The organism is Sorangium sp. So ce176 (assembly GCF_051519835.1).
Classification (GTDB): domain Bacteria; phylum Myxococcota_A; class Polyangia; order Polyangiales; family Polyangiaceae; genus Sorangium; species Sorangium cellulosum_G.
In genome coordinates, this window is the sequence record NZ_CP150371.1 from 6516150 (window position 1) to 6534038 (window position 17889).

The window sequence follows — 17889 nt, forward strand, 5'->3', positions numbered from 1 at the left end:
GAGAGCGCCATGCTCTCTGATTGCCCCTCTTCCGTCTTCAAGCGTCCTCGACGTTCCCCCCTTCACTGCAGGATCGCCTGCCGCCCACCGCCCGACCCCCCCTCAACGGCTCTCGTGCACGCCCCCCCTCTGCGATCGCACGTCTTCCGCGCGCGCGCCCCCAGCAGCCGTTCTCCCCTCCCCCTCCGCCCCCTCCGTTGATTCCGAGCGTCCCAGAGCGGGGCTCACCCGCACAGGAGACGGGCCCAGATCGGCGTTTTCGGCGCACAGGCGTACTCCTGTACGCCGAGCACCGAAAACGTCGAGATGGGCCCGTCTCCGAAGCGGGTGAGCCCCGCTCAGCGGCCGTAGACGGCTTTGCGGACCTTCTTCTTGAGGTCGTCGAGAACGAAGGGCTTCGTGATGTAGTGACGGGCGCCGGCCTGGATGCCGGCGATGACGTCCATCGGATCCGACTTGGCGGTGAGGAAGATGACGGGCACCCGGCGCATCTGGTCGTTCTCGCGGAGCCGCTTCGTCATGCTCACCCCGTCGAGCTTCGGCATCATGATGTCCACGATGACGAGATCCGGATGCGGCTCCTGCTGCGCCAGCGCCAGACCCTCGACCCCGTTCGTCGCGACCACGGTGTCGAACTCGTCGCTGAGGAACCGGGCAATCATCGCCGCCGTGTCCTCCTCGTCCTCCACCACCAGAACTCTCTTTTTTGTCGCGGTCACCATCTGCGCCCGGAAGGATAGCGCGAAGCGAACGACGCGGGCCGCGCGTGGGGCACTTTTTCGAGGATGTTGGAACCGCGCTGATTTTCTTCACCCTCACCGCAATCGCCCGCTGCCACCGGAGGCCAGCGACAACAAGGGCGCGCGCCGCGTGAAACGCGGTGCCCCCGCGCGGAGCAGGGCTGTCTCAGGCACACGGCGCGATGGTTCGTGAGCCGGCCGCGCCGGCGCCATTCGCCATCTCCCGGGCCGCTCGCCGGAAAACGGGGCAAAGGCCGGCTCGGCCCGCGCCAGGACCGCTCGGGGCGCGCTCCCGCTCGCGCCGGCAGGGGCGAGCGGGAGAGCGCCTGGACGTGAGCGCAATCACCTCTTCGGAGATGGACCGAGCCGGAAGGCTCAGGCGGCGCCGGACGCGGCGCGCTCGAGCAGCGACGCGAGGCGGTCGAGCTGCATGGGCTCCACGAACGTGCTGCCGATGTCGCGCATCAGGACCGCGCGGACCGTCGAGCCGCGGCGCTTCTTGTCGAGCGACAGGAAGCGCAGCGCGGCGGAGACCGGCTCGTCCTCGATCCGGGTGGGCAGCCCGAGCCGGGCGAGCAGGCGGATCACCCTGTCGGCCGACGCGCTGTCGGTCACGCCGAGAGAGCACCCGACCCGGAGCATCGCCACCATGCCGAGCGACACCGCCTCGCCGTGCGCCAGCCGGACGAACCCGCCCTCCGCCTCGAGGGCGTGCCCGAGCGTGTGGCCGAGGTTGAGCAGGGCGCGGTCGCCCGACTCGCGCTCGTCGCGGGCCACGATGGCCGCCTTCACAGCGATCGAGCGCCGGATGATCTCGGCGAGGAGGCCGGGGTCGCGCGCGAGGACGCGATCGGCCTCGCGCTCGAGGAGCACATGCAGGTCCGGGTCGCCGATGCAGGCCGTCTTCACCACCTCGGCGAGCCCGCTCCGGTAGGCGCGGTCGGTCTCTGTCGCGAGCGCCGCCGGGCTCGCGACGACCGCGGACGGCTGGTGGAAGGTGCCGACGGCGTTCTTCGCGGGGCCGAGGTCGACCCCGGTCTTGCCGCCTACCGACGCGTCGACCATCGAGAGGAGCGTCGTCGGCGCCCCGACCCAGCGGACGCCGCGCAGGAGCGTCGAGGCGGCGAAGCCGCCGATGTCGGTCACCACGCCCCCGCCGTGCGCCAGCACCACCGCGTCGCGATCGGCGCCCGCCTCGATCATCGCGGTGAGCGCCGCCTCGACGGCCGAGAGCCGCTTGTGCTCCTCGCCGGGCCGGAGCACCGTGACCGCGGCGGCCGGCTTGCCCTGCGCCGCGAGCGCGTCGAGCAGCGGCGCGCCCCAGAGGCGGCTCACGTTCTCGTCCGTGACCACGAAGACCGACGAGGGCGCGAGCGCGACGACGGCGTCGGCCACGGACGCCGGCGCGTCCGAGGCGATGCGCACCGCGTAGCTCTTGTCGCCGAGCGGCACGAAGAGCGGGCGATCCGCGTAGGCGCGGAGGACCCGCGCGGCGACCTCCTCGGGCGCGACGCCGTCGGTCACGACGCGCGCGTGGGCCTCCGCGTACACGGCCGCGCGCGCGGCCAGGAGCTCGCGGATGCGCGCCTCCCGGTCCGGCGCGCCGTCGAGGAGCGGGCGCGTGCCGCCCGGCGTGCGCGCGGCGATCGTGCGCGGGGTCGCGCTGAGCGCGACGACGCAGCCGCGCTCGAGCGCCTCGGCGCGGAGCGCGGCGTCGACGAGGGCGCCGCCGCCGAGGGCGATGACGCGCGGGCCGCGCGTCGCGAGGAGCCGGCGAAGGGTCGCCGCCTCCAGCGCGCGGAAGCCGGCCTCGCCGCGCGAGGCGAAGAGCGACGGGACGCTCTCGCCGGCCTCCGCCGTGATGGCGTCGTCGAGGTCGATGAACGGGAGGCCCGCGCGCGCGGCGGCGAGGCGGCCCACGGTCGTCTTTCCGGCCCCCATGAAGCCGGTGAGCAGGAGCGGAGGTGCGTCGGGGAGGAGTTGCATGGCGTTCAGTAAGAGCGGACCTGCTGGAGGTAGGTGTCGACGTTGCGCGAGAGCTCGGTGAGGCTGTCGCCGCCGAACTTCTCGAGCAGGGCGGCGGCGAGCGTGATCGCCACCATCGCCTCGCCGACGACCGAGGCGGCCGCGACGGCGCAGACGTCGCTCCGCTCGAAGGCGGCGTCGAACTGCTCCTTGGTGCGCACGTCGACCGAGGGGAGCGCGCGCTTCAGCGTGGCGATCGGCTTCATGGCGGCGCGGCAGATGAGCGGCATACCGTTCGTGATGCCGCCCTCGAGGCCGCCGGCGCGGTTCGACGGGCGGGTGAACGCGCTCGACGCCTGGTCGTACCCGATCGGGTCGTGCACCTCGGAGCCCGAGATGCGCGCGGCCTCGAAGCCGATGCCGATCTCGACGCCCTTGATCGCCTGGATGCTCATCAGCGCCTGCGCGAGCCGGCCGTCGAGCTTGCGGTCCCACTGCACGTGGCTGCCGAGCCCAGGCGGCAGGCCGGTGGCGATCACCTCGAAGACGCCGCCGAGCGTGTCGCCCCGGTGCGCTGCCTCGCGGATGGCGTCGCGCATCGCCTGCGCCGCGGCGGCGTCGACGCACGCGAGGTCGGAGGCGCGGGCGCGCTCGCGGAGCTCGGTGAGCGGGAGGTCGCCGAGGCCGGAGGCCGCGGAGATCTGCGAGCGCACCGGGCCGATCGAGAGGACGTGGGCGAAGACCTCGACGCCGACCGACCGGAGGAGCTTGCGGCAGACGCCGCCCACCGCGACGCGCGCCGCGGTCTCGCGCGCGCTCGCCCGCTCGAGCACGTCGCGCAGGTCCCGCCGGGCGTACTTCAGGCCGCCGGCGAGATCCGCGTGGCCGGGGCGCGGGCGGGTGAGCGCCTCGGGCGGCTCGGGGAACGGCTCCGGGCCCATGCGCCCGGCCCAGCTCGCGTGATCGCGGTTCTCGATCACCATGGCGATGGGGCCGCCGAGCGTCTCGCCGCCGCGCACGCCGGCGACGAGGCGGACGCGGTCGGTCTCGATCTTCATCCGCCCGCCGCGCCCGTAGCCGCGCTGGCGCCGCGCCAGATCCTCGTCGACGTCCTCCGCGAGGAGCGGCATGCCCGCCGGAATACCCTCGACGGTCGCCACGAGCTCCGGCCCGTGCGACTCGCCGGCCGAAAGCCACCTGAGCTGCGTCATCGTCTGGAAAACCTCCTCTGCGCCCGGGGCTCCGGGCCAAGCTTGCTGCCTATTACAGGTCGATCTGCTCGACGTCGACGCCCTGGGCCCCGGATCGGCTGGCGCCGTCCGTCTCGGGGCGGATCGGGGACCGGCCGCCTTCCGCTCCGACGACCGGCTCCCCGAGGAACCGGGCCGCCACCGAGGCGAAGCTCTTCGGCAGATCCGTGACGAGCAGCGCGAGGCTGCCCGGCGCGCTCCGGGACGTCGCGAGCCCCCGCTCGGCGAGGAACGACGCCACCTCCTCCGCTGTCGCGGACGCGCTGTCCACGATCGGGAGGGGGCCGCCGGCGAGCGCCGCCGTCTCGGCCTCGATCGCGGCGCGGAGCAGCGGGAAGTGCGTGCAGCCGAGCACGATCGAGCGGGCGCCCGCGCCGATGAGCGGCTCCAGGTAGCGCCGCGCGACGAGGCGCGGGACCTCGCCCTCGATCCACCCCTCCTCCGCCAGCGAGACGAGCAGCGGGGCCGCCTGGCCGGCGACCTCGGTGCGGGTGCTGAGCGACGCCACGGCGCGGGGGTAGGCGCCGGACGCGATCGTCCCCGCCGTCCCGAGCACGCCGATCGTCGCGCCGCGCGACGCGGCCACGGCGGCCCGCGCGCCGGGAAGGATGACCCCGAGGACGGGCAGGTCGAGCTCGACCCGGAGCATGTCGAGCGCGACGGCGCTCACCGTGTTGCACGCGACGACGATCGCCTTGACCCCGCGCTCGATCAGCACGCGCGCGCAGCCGAGCGCGTAGCGGACCACCGTCTCGGGGGACCGGGTGCCGTACGGGACGCGCGCCGTGTCGCCCAGGTAGACGATGTCCTCCGCCGGGCAGCGCCTGCGCAGCGCGCGCACGACCGTGAGGCCGCCGAGGCCCGAGTCGAACACCCCGAGCGGCGCGTCCCCGGGCGACGTCACGGCTCCTCGATGCGGAACAGGTGCGGCGGCTCGCGCAGGAACTCCTCGCGCGCGATGGCGTCGAGCGCGCTCCGCACGAGCCCCTCCTGCGCGTCGTGCGTGATGAGCACCACGTCGACGGCGGGCTCGCGGGCCGCCGCGCCGCCCGCGGGCGCCGCGCCCTGGCTCGCCTTGGTCGGCCCCTGCTGCACGATCTGCTCGATGCTCACGCCCGCGTCGCCGAGCGCGCCGGCGAGGCGCCCCATGACGCCCGGGCGGTCCTCGACCGCGAAGCGCAGGTAGTACCGCGAGACGATCTCGCTGAGCGGGCGGACCCGGCGGGGCTTGATCGACATGCCGCGGCCCTGCATGCCCGCGACGCCCGAGGCGATCGAGCGCGCGACGTCGAGGACGTCGGAGACGACGCTGACCGCGGTCGGCAGGTCGCCGGCGCCGCGGCCGTAGACGAGCGACGGCCCGACGGCGCGCCCCTCGAGGAGCACGGCGTTGAGCACGCCGGAGACGTTGGCGAGCACGCTCTGCTTCGGGATCAGCGTGGGGTGGACGCGCAGCTCGATGGAATCGCCGAGATCGCGGCCGATCGCGAGGTGCTTGATCGTGTAGCCGAAGCGGTCGGCGTAGCGGTGGTCGGCCTCCTCGATGGTCCGGATGCCGGAGGTGTGGACGGCGCCGCTGTCGACCTGCGCCCCGAAGGCGAGCATCGCGAGCACGATCAGCTTGTGCGCGGCGTCGTGGCCGTCGACGTCGAGCGACGGATCGGGCTTCTCGGCGTAGCCGAGGTCCTGCGCCTCGCGCAGCGCGGCCTCGAACGACGCGCCCGTGTCGCGCATGCGCGTGAGGATGTAGTTGCAGGTGCCGTTCACGATCGCGGTGACGCGCTCGACCCAGTCGCTCGCGAACGCGTCCCGGAGCGTGCGGATGATCGGGATGCCGCCGCCGACCGCCCCCTCGAACGCGAGGTCGACCTGGCGCGCCGCGGCCCGCGCGATGAGCGCGGGGCCGTGGGCCGCGAGCAGCAGCTTGTTCGCGGTGACCACCCCCTTGCCGCGGTCGATGGCGCGCTCGATCAGCGCGCGGGCGGGCGTCTCGCCGCCCATCACCTCGACGACCAGGTCGATCGTGGGGTCGTCGACCACCTCCTCCGCGCTCGTGGTGAGCAGGCCGCGATCCAGGGCCGAGACGCGCTCCTTCTCGAGGTCCCGCACGACGACGCGCTTGACCACGAGGGGCACGCCGGCGCGCTCCGCGAGGTAACCGGAGTTCTCGGCGAGCAGGCGGAGGACGCCGCCGCCGACAGTACCGCAGCCGAGGAGCCCGATCTGGATCGGGGCGCCGCCGCGCAGGCGCCTGCGATCGCTGGCGGCGTGGGGTTCAGGGTTCAAGTTCAAGGGCGGACCGCCTTCCGTCTTCATGCGCGCGGAGCTTAGCGCTTCTCGCGCCGAGAGGTGACGCCTATGCTGCGCGGGCCATGGCGGAAACGATCAAGGGCGTTCTGGGCGAGGAGTTCAGGTTCCACGTGGGCGAGGACGGGGGCGCCGCGGCGCGGGGGCCGCTGCTCCCGCTGCGCGTGCTCGTCGTCGCCGATCTCGTCCCCCGCGATCCGCACAACGCCGGGGCGAGCCCGCCCGCGGGCGCGATCCGCGTCGACGCGGGCCGGTTCGATAACCTCTTCGCGATGCTCCGGCCGCGGATCGCGATCGAGGTGCCGAGCGTGCTCGCGGGGGGCCGGCCGGCGCGCGTCGACCTGTCGCCCACCAGCCTGAAGAGCTTCCGGCCCGACGCCCTGTGCGCCGAGGTGCCGCTCCTGCGATCGCTGCTCGACGCCCGGCGCGTCCTCGATCGGCTGCGCGACGGCTCGACAACGCTCGATCAGGCGCGCGCCGAGCTCGATCGGCTCTGGGGCGGCGCCCCGCTCGGGCGCGACATCCTCGGGCTGCTGCCGGAGCGCCAAGGCGCCGTGGCCGCCCGGCCGGCGCCGCCCGCGGCAGCGCGGCCCGCCGCGCCTGCGCCCGCGCCGGGCGGTGACATCGACGCGCTGCTCTCGATGGTCGATCTCGGCGGGGGCGGCGGCGGGGAGGCCGCCGCGTCACCGGCGACGCCGGACGACGCCGGTCCGAAGCCCTCGGACGGGGGGCGGTTCTCGGAGCTCATCGCGACAGTGGCGGCGAGCGCGCGCCCGCGCGCGGGGCAGCCCGCCCGCCCCGCCGAGGCGATCGCGCAGCTCGAGCGCGCGATCGGCGCGCAGCTCGGCGCGATCCTGCAGCACCCGGAGGTGCGGCGCCTCGAGGAGGCGTGGCGGGGGCTGAGCCTGCTCGTCGATCGCGTGAAGGCGGCGGAGGGCGTCCGGATCGAGGTCGTCAGCGCGCGGCCGGACGAGGCGGCCGGCGCGCTCGAGCGGGTGCTCGCGCAGACGGCGAGCACCGAGCCGCCGGCGTCGGTCGCGATCGTGGACGTCGCGATCGACGGCACCGCCGCCTCGCTCGCGCGGCTCGAGCAGATCGCGCGCGTCGCCGAGGCGCACGCGCTCCCCGCCGTCGTGAACGGCGCCGCGGGGCTGCTCGGGGTCGACGAGCTCGGCGGCGTCGAGCGCCTCGACAACAAGGCCGCGCTGTTCCAGGCGCCGCACCGGGCGCCGTGGCGCTCCGCCGCGGCGCGGCACTGCATGCGCTGGGTCGCGATCGCCATGAACCGCGTGCTCGGCCGGATGCCCTACGACAGGTCGACCTCGCGCATCCGGGAGGCGACGATCGTCGAGCAGCCCGCCGACGAGGGCGGCCGCGTCTGGATCCCGCCGGCGTACGTTGTCGGCGCGCTGATCGCGGCGAGCTTCCGCGAGACGGCGTGGCCGTGCCGCATCGCGGGCGCGAAGGGCGGCGGCGTGATCGGGGACCTGCCGGTGCACGAGGTGAAGGGCGCGTACGAGGGGGACGAGGGCGTCGCGATCCCGACCGAGGCGTTCGTGTCGACCGACACCCAGCGCGATCTCGCGAAGAGCGGCGTGCTCCTGCTCGCGTCGGCGCCGAACAGCGACGCGGTGTACGTCCTCACCGCGCCGACGGCCTACGTCCCGCCGGAGAAGCTCACGTACGACAGCGCCACCGCCGAGCCGGACGCGCGCCTCGATCGGGTCTCGCTTGTCGATCAGCTCTTCGTCGCGCGCGTCGTCCAGTTCCTGCGCGCGCTCTGCGCGAAGCTGCCCCCGGACAGCGACCCGGCGGAGGTCCAGCCCGTCGTCGAGGGGGCGCTGTGGACGCTGTTCGAGAACGCGCCGCCCGCCACCATCGAGCTCTCGGTGAAGGCGGCCCGCGCCGAGGGCGGGGCGCTGGTCGCCGTCGCGGTGCGCCCGCGCCGCTTCCTCGGCGTCGGGCTCGACGAGGTGTCGCTCGAGGTCCCGCTCGGCTGAGCCCGCTGGTCACGATTGACGCCGCCCGGCGCGCAGGGGGAGAATGGCCGTCATGCGGCTCCGCGTCGCGATCCTCCTCTGTGTCCTGAGCACCCTGGTGACGACGTGCCAGCGGCCGGCCCCGCAAGCGCCGGCGGCCTCGTGCGGCTGTCGCAAGAAGTAGCCGCGACCGCCGCGCCATCGTCCAGGCCGCGCCGCACCTCCCGGGTCTGCATGCCCGCCTCCTGCGCCGGCGGCGTCGTGCTCGGCGCGGGAAGCGCAGGAGCGCGCACGAGTCGCGCACAGGCGTGCGCGAAGCACGTCCCCGCGCTCCATGCGGGCGGAGCAGACCTGGTTTCCTGTCATGGGTTCCCGGACGGTCCGAGATCGCTCAACCCATCTCGCAGGAGCTCGGATGAAGGCGTCGCACTCCGCGCTCTCCCATACACCGCGTCGCCGCCGCCCGTCGTGAGCTGTCAGCCGTCAATTTCCAGACACGGCCGCTCCGCGCCGAACCTCGGCCAGGGTCGCTCTCCGGTGACGACGAAAGCGCGCGCCTGAGGGCCTGTTTCGTGGCGACGGAGAGCAGCCGATTGCGTAGCTACGCAATCGCGCGGGTGAGCGACATCACCCGGCCCGCGCGTCCGGCGCGGCGCGGGAATAACGTCGCATCAGGACGGCGCCTGATGCGTCCGCCTTGCCTCCAGCAGGATCGGCCCGTGGTTTGCAATCTCCGTGGCTCCATGAACCCCTCCCCCCAGCAGAACCTCCGCCCCGATCACCGGTTCGGCGGCCGCAGGGCCGTGGTGATCGGCGGGAGCATCGCGGGCCTCGTCGCGGCCCGGGTGCTCGCCGATCACTTCGACGAGGTGGCCGTCATCGAGCGCGACGGCATCCCCGACGATCTCCGCGAGCCCCGCAGGGGCGTGCCGCAGGCGCGCCAGGTCCACGGCCTGCTCGCCCGGGGCGAGCGCATCCTGAACGATCTCTTCCCGGGCTTCACCGAGGACCTGATCCGGGACGGGGCGGTCGCGTACGACTTCGGGCTCGGCCTCGCCTGGCACCACCTCGGCGCGTGGAAGCCGCGCTGCGCGACGGGGGTGCGGACCGTGTGCATGACCCGGCCGCTGCTCGAGGCGCACGTGCGCCGCCGGACCTTCGCGCTGCCCGGGGTGCGACGTCTGGACGGGCGCGAGGTGGTCGAGCTCTCGGCGTCGCCCGACCGCTCCCGGCTCACGGGCGTCGTGGTCCGGCGGCGCGACGCGTCGGGCCAGGTCGAGGCGCTGCCGGCGGAGCTCGTTGTGGACGCCAGCGGGCGCGGCTCCCGCGCGCCGGCGTGGCTGGAGGCGCTCGGGTACCCGCGGCCCCTCGAGTCGACGATCAAGGTGCGCGTCGGGTACGCGAGCCGGCAGTACCGGCCGCGCGAGCCGGCGCAGGTGCCGTGGACCTCGCTCTACATCCTCGGCTCGCCGTCCGACAGCCGGCGGTTCGGCTGCATCGTGCCCGTCGAGGGCGGGCGCTGGATGGTCGTTCTCGCGGGCCTGTTCGGCGAGCACCCGCCCGCCGACCCCGAGGGCTTCCTCGAGTTCGCGCGGGGCCTGCCGCACGACGCGCTGTACCGAGCGCTGCTCGGGGCCGAGCCGGAGACGGAGATCGCCGTCTACAAGTTCCCGGCGCACCTCCGGCGGCGCTACGAGCGCATGGCGCGCATGCCCGAGGGGCTCGCGGTGCTGGGCGACGCGCTCGCGAGCTTCAACCCGGTCTACGGGCAGGGGATGACGTCGGCCTGCCTCCAGGCGCTCGCCCTCGACGCCGCGCTCGCCGAGCAGCGGCGCCGCGCGGGCCAGGGGGCGATCGCGGGGCTCACCCGCCGCTACCACGCGGCCGCCGCGAAGGCGGTCGACCTGCCGTGGCAGATGTCGACGGGGGAAGACCTCGCCTACCCCGAGACCGAGGGGGAGCGGCCGCTCCTCCAGCCGGTGCTGCGCTGGTACACCGGCGTGCTGCACCGCGCCGCGCAGGTCGACCGCGAGGTCTACGTGCGCTTCGTGCGCGCGCTGCACATGCTCGACGGGCCCGAGGCGCTCGTGAGCCCGCGCCTGCTCCTGCGCGCGCTGCGCGCCGGGCTCTCGGCGTCGCTCCCCCGGATGAGCGCGGCCGCCCCGGACTACGCGCGCCAGCCCGCCGACACATGAGCGGCCCCGGGCGGGGCGGCGATCGGCGCAGGGCCGCGCCGCTCACGGACGCGATTGCCACGTTGTTCATCGACGCGACGACTGCCACGTTGATGGAGCGCGAGGGCGTGGACGCGGATGCGAGCACAGGCGCGTTGCGGCCCAAGGGCCAGCGCGCCCTGGCGCGCTGCGCTGCGGGGACTCCGGTGGACCGCGGTGTCGCCCGGCGGCGAAACGTTGCCTGCGGGTCGTGTTCTGGTAAGAAGGGCGCGCGAGGCGGCTCCTCGCGGAGACAGGACGATGACCGACCCGGTGAATCCGCTGCTGGAGCTCGTCGCTCGCGATCAAGAGCACGACTGTGATGGATATGGCCACGAGAACGTGTGTGTGCGGGTGGTCGGCGTCGCCGAGCTGCCGACGCGCGCCGGCCACTTCCGCATCGTCGCGTTCTGGAACAACCGCGACGCCAAGGAGCACATCGCGATGGTGCACGGCGATGTCGTCGGCGCCTCGAACGTGCCGACGAGGCTGCACTCCGAGTGCCTGACCGGCGACGTCATGGGCTCGCTGCGCTGCGACTGCCGCGATCAGCTCCTCGAAGGGCTGAAGAAGATCAAGAGCATGGAGCGCGGCATCCTGCTCTATCTGCGCCAGGAGGGCCGCGGCATCGGGCTCATCAACAAGATCCGGGCGTACGCGCTGCAGGATCAGGGGCTCGACACGGTCGAGGCGAACCTGGCGCTCGGCTTCCGGGACGACGAGCGCGATTACGCCGTCGCGGCGCACATGCTGCATAGCCTCAACGTGAAGTCGGTGAAGCTCATCACCAACAATCCGAACAAGGTCCAGCAGCTCATGCAATATGGGGTGTCCGTGGCAGGGCGCATCCCGCACGTGATCCCGCCGAATGAGCACAACCGCTTTTACCTGGAGACCAAGGCGAAGCGGTCGGGCCATTTCATCGACACGTGGGGCAAGCCGCACCTCGTCGAGCAGAGCGACCCGGTCGTCGTCGACGGGATGGCGCCCCCCGAGTCCGATCGGACGCCCGCGAGCTGAGGCGCGGCGCCGCGCGGCGGCGTTGCGATCGCCTCAGGCCGCGGCGCCGCGCTCGCCTCACGGCGCGGCGCCGGTCAGGCGGCGTACCCGCTCGGCGTGAGGGCTCGTCGGGAACTGCGCGAGGAACGCCTCGGCGCGCCCGCGCGCCTGGTCGGCGCGCCCGCGGCGCACCAGCGCGTCGATCGCGATGAGCTCCCGCTCCGCCACGAGCCGGCCCTCCGGGAACTCCGCCCTGTGCTCGTCGAGCAGCGAGAGCGAAGCCTCCGGCGATCGCGCGAGCGCCGCCCGGATCTCCGCGAGCCGCGCGGCCTCCCGGAGCAGCTCGTCGCGCGCGAGCGCCGCGGCGTCCGGTGCCTGGCGCTGCGGCTCGGCGCCCGGCACCGGCGCCCCGAGCGCTTGATCGCTGCAGCCCGCGAGGTGGACGAGGAGCGCGGCGGCGAGGCCGCCCGCGATCCATCGATTGTGTGACGAATGATCAACAACGACGTTCATGTCGCCGGACTCCTTCATTGTCGAGCCGCCGGAACCTCGCTGGAACGGGCTCGCTCAGCGCGCACGCCCGTTCGCGGACCGCAGCTCGCCGCCGTCGCCGCTCAGGCGGCGCGGCGTGTTCGACATCATCGACTCGCGCTCCAGCAACTGTCGCCCGAGCGCCAGCATCTCTGGCTGACAGGCGTAGTGTAAAATTCGAATCCAGTTTGTCAAGACTGCTTACATACGCCGTTCAGGGCATCGCGACCCCTTGCCTATGGCCGCGAATGCCCCACTCAGAAGGCGCCGGCGACGCCCACGCCCACGCCGGCCGGCGCGATCGACAGGCGGAAACTCCGCGTGTCCGGGCCCGCAACACGCGCGCGCGGGGCGTGAAACAGATACGGAATCAGCACGCCGGCCGCGGAGCCGAAGGCGGCGCCCGTGAGCACGTCGGAGAAGTAATGGCGGTCGGAGGCGATGCGCAGGTATCCGGAGAGCGCGGCGATCGCCATCCCCTGGGCCCAGACCCACGGCGCCGCGCGGTAGCCGCGCATCGACGCCACGGTGCCGCTCGCCGCGGCGAGGGAGAAGGCCGCGTTCGAGTGGCCCGAGAAGAAGGAGAGATCGTCGTCGTGCGCGAGCGGGCGCGAGCAGCCCGCGCCCTCGCAATGCAGCACGTCGGCGTTCTCGAAATGGGCATAGGGCCGCTGGCGGCCGACGATGTACTTGGTGAGCTGGTTCAGGTTCATCGCCAGCACCGTCGCCTCGGTGACGATCACGAGGTCGGCGGCGATGTTCTCGGTCCGGCCGTCCTGCCACGCGGCGAGCGCTGTGAGGCCCAGCGCGGAGGCGGGCGCGACGGCGAGGACCGTCACGTTGCTGACCTGGTGGGCGGCGCCGGGGTTGCCGCTCCAGAGCAGCGCGTCGCGGACCGAGGTGTCGAGCGGGCCGACAGCGCACCAGCGGCACGCGTCGGGCGCGAGGCCCCTCTTGGCGAGCTCCGTGGCGATCCACGCGGCCCCGCCGACAACGGTGACGGGCAGATCGACCTCCGGCACGTACGTGAGCTCGGGGGATGGCCCCGCGGCGGCGGCCGGTGAGAGGGCGAAGAGGAGGGCGGAGACCGTTGTCGCAACGAGGGCGGCGCGCACGAGGGGGGCGAGCGTAGCCCGGGCGCCGGGGCACGGGAACCCGCCGCGCGGCGGAGATCAGGCGAAGATCAGGCGCGCGGCGGCCCCGGCGCGGCGAGGAGCAGCCCGTCGAGCAGGCGCGCGTGGGCGTCGTCGCTCACGCGCCGGAGCTCCGCGGGGCCGGCCTTGGACAGCGCGCCCGACGCCGCGAGGGTCGCAACGCCGTGGTGCATCGCCCAGATCGGGACCGCGAGCGCCATCGGCTCGCCGGGCGGGAACGCCCCGGCGCGCTGCGCCTCCTCGATGAAGCCGAGGAGCAGCCCCAGGCTCCTCGACGTGGCCGCCGCGACCCGCGGGTCCTCGGGGTCGACCTCGCCGGAGTACATCACGTGGAACGGCGCCGGGTGCTCCAGCGCGAAGCGGACGTAGGCGAAACCGGCGGCCAGGAAGCGCGCCCGGAGGTCGCCCCCGGCGCCCCCGGCCGCCTCGAGCGCGGCCGAGATCTGCGCGGCGAGCGCCGTGCTCGCCTGGACGGCGAGCTCCGCCATCAGCGCGCGCTTGTCCGGGAAATGGCGGTAGGGCGCGGCGTGCGAGACGCCGATGCGCCGCGCTACCTCGCGCAGCGTGAAGCCCGCGTTGCCCCGCTCCTCGATGAGGGCGAGCGCCTCCTCCACCACGGCGCGCCGGAGGTCGCCGTGGTGGTAAGGCCGGTCGATCGACGCAGGAGGCGACGCAGGAGGCGACGCAGGAGGCGACGCGGGAGGCGACGCGGGAGGCGACGCAGGAGGCGACGCAGGAGGCGACGCTGGGGCAGGCGGGGTGCGCGCGCGCGCACGGCGGCGTCTCGGGGAGGAAGCCACAGCGCAGGCGCACACGATACCACGAAGGCCCCGCGCCGCAGGGCGGGTGCGCGGCCTCGAAGAAAATGTAGGCGGTGGAAACTTCGGCATGTTGCCACTGTCATCATCGGGCGCGCGGGCGGCCCAGAGGGGGCCGGCGCGCCGCACCCACCCTGGATCAGGAAGGAGCCCCGTATGTCCGAGCCCCGTCGATCTCCCGATCGTGAACGCCTCCTCGCCGCCGTGGAGCGCGCGCGCGGCGTCGCCGCTGCCCACGCCGAGGCGTCCGAGCGGCTGCGCACGCTCGCGCCGGCGGTCGTCGACGCGCTGCGATCGAGCGGCCTCTTCGCGCTGGCCGCGCCGCGCGCGCTGGGCGGCGCCGAGTGCGATCCGCTGACGCAGGTCGAGGTCTTCGAGGCGATGGCGCGCGCGGACGCCTCGGCGGGGTGGTCGCTGATGATCAGCGCGCTGCTCGCCGCGGTCGCCGGGGGCACGCTGCCCGACGCGGGGGCGCGGGAGGTGTTCGAGGGGCCCTTCCCCACGTTCGCGGGGCTCCAGGTCCCGACCGGCCTCGCGCGGCGGGTCGCTGGCGGCTACGCGGTCGAGGGGCGCTGGGCGTTCGGCAGCGGCGTGCGGCACGCGGGCTGGGTGTTCACCTGCGCCGTCGTGGCGCCGGAGGGCGGGGCTCCGCCGGCGGGGCCGCCCGAGATGATCAGCCTCGCCGTCCCGCGCGAGCGGGTGGTGATCGAGGACACGTGGGACGTCGCCGGGCTGCGCGGCACCGGGAGCGAGCACTACCGGATCGAGGGCGCGTTCGTGCCCGAGGCGCTGACGTGCCCGTTCCCGGCGGCCCCGCAGCGGCGCGGCGGCGCCCTGTACTCGTTGCCCTTCATCGCCCTGGTCGCGGCGGGGCACGTCGGCTTCGCGCTCGGCGTCGGGCGGCGCGCGCTCGACGAGATCGCGGCTGTCGCTCCGCGCCGCATCAAGGCCTGGCCGCAGCTCGCGCTGGGCAGCCACGCGGCCTTCCACATGGATCTCGGGCGCGCGGAGGCGAAGCTCGCCGCGGCGCGCGCCTACGCGTTCGACGCGCTCGGGCGGATGTGGGACCGGGCGCGCGCCGGGGAGGCGCTCTCGATCGACGACTGGAGCGCGATCCGGCTCGTCCAGACGTACGTGACCGACGTGGCCGCGGAGGTCGCGGGCTTCGCGTACCGCGCCGGCGGCGGGGGCGCCCTGTTCGCGGAGAGCCCGCTGCAGCGGTGCTTCCGGGACGTCCACGCGGCGACGCAGCACATCGCCGCGACCGACGACGCGTACGAGTTCGCCGGGCGCGCGCGGCTCGGGATCGCCGAGCTGCACCCGATGCTCGCCCCGCGGCAGGCCGCGGGCGGCGCGCGCTGACCCGGGGCGGTCGCGCGGTCAGCGCGGGCCGCGTTCCGGCGGACACGCGACCCGCAGGGGCGGCGGCGGGTTGCACATGATGACAACGGGAGGGCCTCCGTCCTGCGACGGCAGAGGCCGCGGGCACGGGCTGGGGAGGAACTGCCTGCACGTGCCGTCCTCGTCCCGGACCACCGTCCCCCCGGGCGCTGGCGGCGGCAGCGGCCCGTCCTGCGCTGCCGTCACGCCGGCGACCTGGTGCGCCTCGATGGAGGCTGCGCCCTGCGCGGTCGCGCCGCCGTCCTGCGGCGGCCCCGACGCCGCCGCGTCCTGCGCCGCCGTCGCCCCGCCGTCGGGCAGCGCCCCGGAGGCGGCCGCATCTCCCACGCCGGGCGCGCCGGTCGGCGGGTGATCCGGGGGCGGCGGGTTGGACGTCGCGTCCGGCGGATCGGGCGGCGGGGTCGAGGCGCAGGCGGCCACGCCGCCGGCCACCGTGACGAGGAACGAGGACGCGAGCACGCGGCGGCGATGGCGCGATGAAGGCTTCATCACAACCATCCTACGCGAGCTCCGTCGCATCGTCGCGAGGCCCCGAGCCGCGATGGGACGGAGCTCGTCAGGGCTCGCTGCGCTCCGGCGGACACGCCGCCGGGCGAGGGGCTCACTTCTCCATCTTCACCCCGTGCGGGCGCGCCAGCAGGCGGTCCACATAGGCATCCAGCCTGGGCCGGCCCGTCGGGCCGGCCCACAGGCGCATCCAGATGAACATCGAGCCGACCATCACGTCGGCCGCGGTGAACCAGTCGCCGAACAGATAAGGCCCCTCCCCGAGCTCGCCTTCGACGACGTCCATCGCCTTGTCGAAATCCGTCCACCCTCGCTGCGGTTGCGTCTCGACCTTCAGCAGGCGGTCGCCCATCGCCGGCTCGAGCTGCGAGGTCGAATAGACCATCAGCGACAGATAGCGCCCCCGCTGCGGCGCGCTGATCGGGGGCGCCAGCCTGGCCTCGGGGAACCTGTCCGCCAGGTACAGACAGATCGCCGCGTTCTCGAAGAGCCGGACATCGCCGTCCACCAGCGCGGGCAGCTTGCCAGCCGGGTTGATCTTCAAGAACTCAGGCGACTTGTGCTCCCGCTTCTCGAAGCTGATGGGTACGAGCTCGTACGAGGCGCCGCACTCGTCCAGCATCCACTTGGTGATCACCGCGCGACTCTGCTGGTTGAAATAGAGCTTCATTGCATCTCCCTCGACGGTCTGATGGAACGGCCGTGAGCATGCCAGAATACCGGGGCTCGTTCCATGGATCATGAGCCGCGGTATGGATTACTTCACGCAGAGCCCGGCGCGCGGCGCGCCTCGCTCTATGCGCGATTCGACGAGGCTCGCAGACGCGCGGGCTTCTCGGTCGAGGGTGAGTTTACCGCAGACGGAACTACGCCTTGCGCCGGAGATGCACGGACAGGAGCCGCGGAGGATCGTTCCGGAGGGCTCCGGCGTCGCGCCACTCGCCCAGGTGAACGAGCTCGTATCCGGACGACAACCCCGCATTCACGTACTCGGAGACGTCGTGCAGGAATGCGGGCACCCGCTCGGGCTCGCCCGTCGCCCTGTTGACGAAGTTGGCCTGGCCGCCGCGCATCTGCCGCGTCGGGTGCAGCTCGCACAGGAAGAGCTCGCCGCCCGCGCGCGAGGCCCGTGCTGCCTCGGCGAAGATCGCCTCGAGGTGCTCGATGTGCTCCAGGACGAGCAAGGCAATCACGACGTCGGCCGCGCCGTCCGCGACCGGCCAGGCAGCGCGGATGTCGTGCTGCACGAGCCGGACGCGCGGAGACCGCACGCGGGCCCGCGCCTGCCGCAACATCCCCTCGGAGAAATCGAGCGCGAGCACGCTCGTGGCGCGCTCGGCGAGCCACGGCGTGTTGCGGCCGGTGCCGCACCCGATCTCGATCACGTCGCGGCCGGTCAGATCCAGGTCGCGCTGCCGGAGGACCGCGGCCGCCAGCTCGCGGGTCCGGTTGTCGTCGTCATCGTACGTCTCGGCCCAGCGATCGTAGGCTGTGGCGATCTCAGCCTTGCTCGAAGGGGTGGACATCGGTCGAACCGCCCCTACAACCCGAGCTCGCTCAGCCCGGGATGATCGTCCGGCCGCCGCCCGAGCGGCCAGTGGAACTTCCGGTCCGACGCCGCGATGCGCACGTCATTGATGCTCGCCTCGCGCCGCCGCATCAATCCATGAGCGTCGAACTCCCACTGCTCGTTGCCGTGGGACCGGTACCAGCTCCCGCTGTCGTCGTGCCACTCGTAGGCGAAGCGCACAGCGATGCGATCGCCGGTGAACGCCCAGACCTCCTTGATCAGGCGGTAGTCCAGCTCCCGCTGCCACTTGCGGTGCAGGAACGCCTCGATCGCCTCGCGGCCCTGGAAGAACTCGGCCCGGTTCCGCCAGCGGCTGTCGACGGTGTACGCCTGGGCCACGCGCGCGGGATCGCGGCTGTTCCAGGCGTCCTCCGCCAGCCGCGCTTTCCGGGCGGCGGTCTCGGCGGTGAAGGGCGGAAGCGGAGGGCGCGACTCAGCGGGTTCCTGGCTCACGG

General features: G+C 73.9%; 17 protein-coding genes. 4 read left to right on the forward strand and 13 right to left on the reverse strand.

Annotated features, from left to right (window positions below; translation table 11 throughout):
- Window positions 1-338: 338 nt before the first annotated feature.
- The 5 genes from WMF42_RS24410 to WMF42_RS24430 form a co-directional block, all read right to left on the reverse strand.
- On the reverse strand, window positions 339-692 hold the full coding sequence (locus tag WMF42_RS24410; protein WP_061607907.1) for a response regulator transcription factor: 354 nt from the start codon (window positions 690-692) through the stop codon (window positions 339-341).
- Window positions 693-1115: 423 nt separating this feature from the next.
- Complete coding sequence (gene aroB / locus WMF42_RS24415; protein WP_437685045.1) at window positions 1116-2726, reverse strand: 3-dehydroquinate synthase; 1611 nt, start codon at window positions 2724-2726, stop codon at window positions 1116-1118.
- A 5-nt stretch (window positions 2727-2731) separates the two neighbouring features.
- On the reverse strand, window positions 2732-3916 hold the full coding sequence (aroC, locus tag WMF42_RS24420; protein ID WP_061607909.1) for a chorismate synthase: 1185 nt from the start codon (window positions 3914-3916) through the stop codon (window positions 2732-2734).
- 52 nt (window positions 3917-3968) lie between these two features.
- On the reverse strand, window positions 3969-4859 hold the full coding sequence (murI, locus tag WMF42_RS24425; protein WP_061607910.1) for a glutamate racemase: 891 nt from the start codon (window positions 4857-4859) through the stop codon (window positions 3969-3971).
- Window positions 4856-6247 (reverse strand): homoserine dehydrogenase, encoded by a 1392-nt coding sequence (locus WMF42_RS24430; protein WP_233561419.1) that lies wholly within the window; start codon window positions 6245-6247, stop codon window positions 4856-4858. Before WMF42_RS24430 ends, murI begins: the two co-directional genes overlap by 4 nt.
- 80 nt (window positions 6248-6327) lie before the next feature.
- On the opposite strand from WMF42_RS24430, the gene WMF42_RS24435 reads away from it, so the two are divergent.
- The 3 genes from WMF42_RS24435 to ribA all read left to right on the forward strand — a co-directional run bounded on the left by WMF42_RS24435 (window position 6328) and on the right by ribA (window position 11474).
- The gene (locus WMF42_RS24435) at window positions 6328-8262 is read left to right on the forward strand and encodes a type VI secretion system contractile sheath domain-containing protein (RefSeq protein WP_437685048.1); all 1935 of its coding nucleotides are present in this window, start codon (window positions 6328-6330) and stop codon (window positions 8260-8262) included.
- Between the two features lie 722 nt (window positions 8263-8984).
- On the forward strand, window positions 8985-10436 hold the full coding sequence (locus WMF42_RS24440) for an FAD-dependent oxidoreductase (RefSeq protein WP_437685050.1): 1452 nt from the start codon (window positions 8985-8987) through the stop codon (window positions 10434-10436).
- A 279-nt stretch (window positions 10437-10715) separates the two neighbouring features.
- A complete protein-coding gene (ribA, locus tag WMF42_RS24445) occupies window positions 10716-11474 on the forward strand; it encodes a GTP cyclohydrolase II (protein ID WP_061612315.1) in 759 nt (252 codons plus the stop codon).
- 57 nt (window positions 11475-11531) lie between these two features.
- On the opposite strand, the gene WMF42_RS24450 is transcribed toward ribA, so the two are convergent.
- The 4 genes from WMF42_RS24450 to WMF42_RS24465 all read right to left on the reverse strand — a co-directional run bounded on the left by WMF42_RS24450 (window position 11532) and on the right by WMF42_RS24465 (window position 13755).
- Window positions 11532-11966, reverse strand: a complete 435-nt coding sequence (locus WMF42_RS24450) for a hypothetical protein (protein WP_233562509.1) — start codon at window positions 11964-11966, stop codon at window positions 11532-11534.
- Between the two features lie 54 nt (window positions 11967-12020).
- Entirely contained in the window at window positions 12021-12179 is a 159-nt protein-coding gene (locus WMF42_RS24455; protein WP_437685053.1) for a hypothetical protein, read from the reverse strand.
- Window positions 12180-12241: 62 nt separating this feature from the next.
- Window positions 12242-13099 (reverse strand): phosphatase PAP2 family protein, encoded by an 858-nt coding sequence (locus WMF42_RS24460; RefSeq protein WP_437685055.1) that lies wholly within the window; start codon window positions 13097-13099, stop codon window positions 12242-12244.
- A 68-nt stretch (window positions 13100-13167) separates the two neighbouring features.
- Entirely contained in the window at window positions 13168-13755 is a 588-nt protein-coding gene (locus WMF42_RS24465; protein WP_061612318.1) for a TetR/AcrR family transcriptional regulator, read from the reverse strand.
- 357 nt (window positions 13756-14112) lie between these two features.
- On the opposite strand from WMF42_RS24465, the gene WMF42_RS24470 reads away from it, so the two are divergent.
- Window positions 14113-15318 (forward strand): acyl-CoA dehydrogenase family protein, encoded by a 1206-nt coding sequence (locus tag WMF42_RS24470; RefSeq protein ID WP_437685057.1) that lies wholly within the window; start codon window positions 14113-14115, stop codon window positions 15316-15318.
- An 18-nt stretch (window positions 15319-15336) separates the two neighbouring features.
- On the opposite strand, the gene WMF42_RS24475 is transcribed toward WMF42_RS24470, so the two are convergent.
- The 4 genes from WMF42_RS24475 to WMF42_RS24490 form a co-directional block, all read right to left on the reverse strand.
- The gene (locus tag WMF42_RS24475) at window positions 15337-15846 is read right to left on the reverse strand and encodes a hypothetical protein (RefSeq protein WP_437685059.1); all 510 of its coding nucleotides are present in this window, start codon (window positions 15844-15846) and stop codon (window positions 15337-15339) included.
- 112 nt (window positions 15847-15958) lie between these two features.
- Window positions 15959-16534, reverse strand: a complete 576-nt coding sequence (locus WMF42_RS24480) for a glutathione S-transferase family protein (RefSeq protein WP_061612320.1) — start codon at window positions 16532-16534, stop codon at window positions 15959-15961.
- Window positions 16535-16730: 196 nt separating this feature from the next.
- On the reverse strand, window positions 16731-17390 hold the full coding sequence (locus tag WMF42_RS24485; RefSeq protein ID WP_061612321.1) for a class I SAM-dependent methyltransferase: 660 nt from the start codon (window positions 17388-17390) through the stop codon (window positions 16731-16733).
- A gap of 14 nt (window positions 17391-17404) precedes the next feature.
- A complete protein-coding gene (locus tag WMF42_RS24490) occupies window positions 17405-17887 on the reverse strand; it encodes a DUF1348 family protein (RefSeq protein WP_061612322.1) in 483 nt (160 codons plus the stop codon).
- Window positions 17888-17889: the final 2 nt, after the last annotated feature.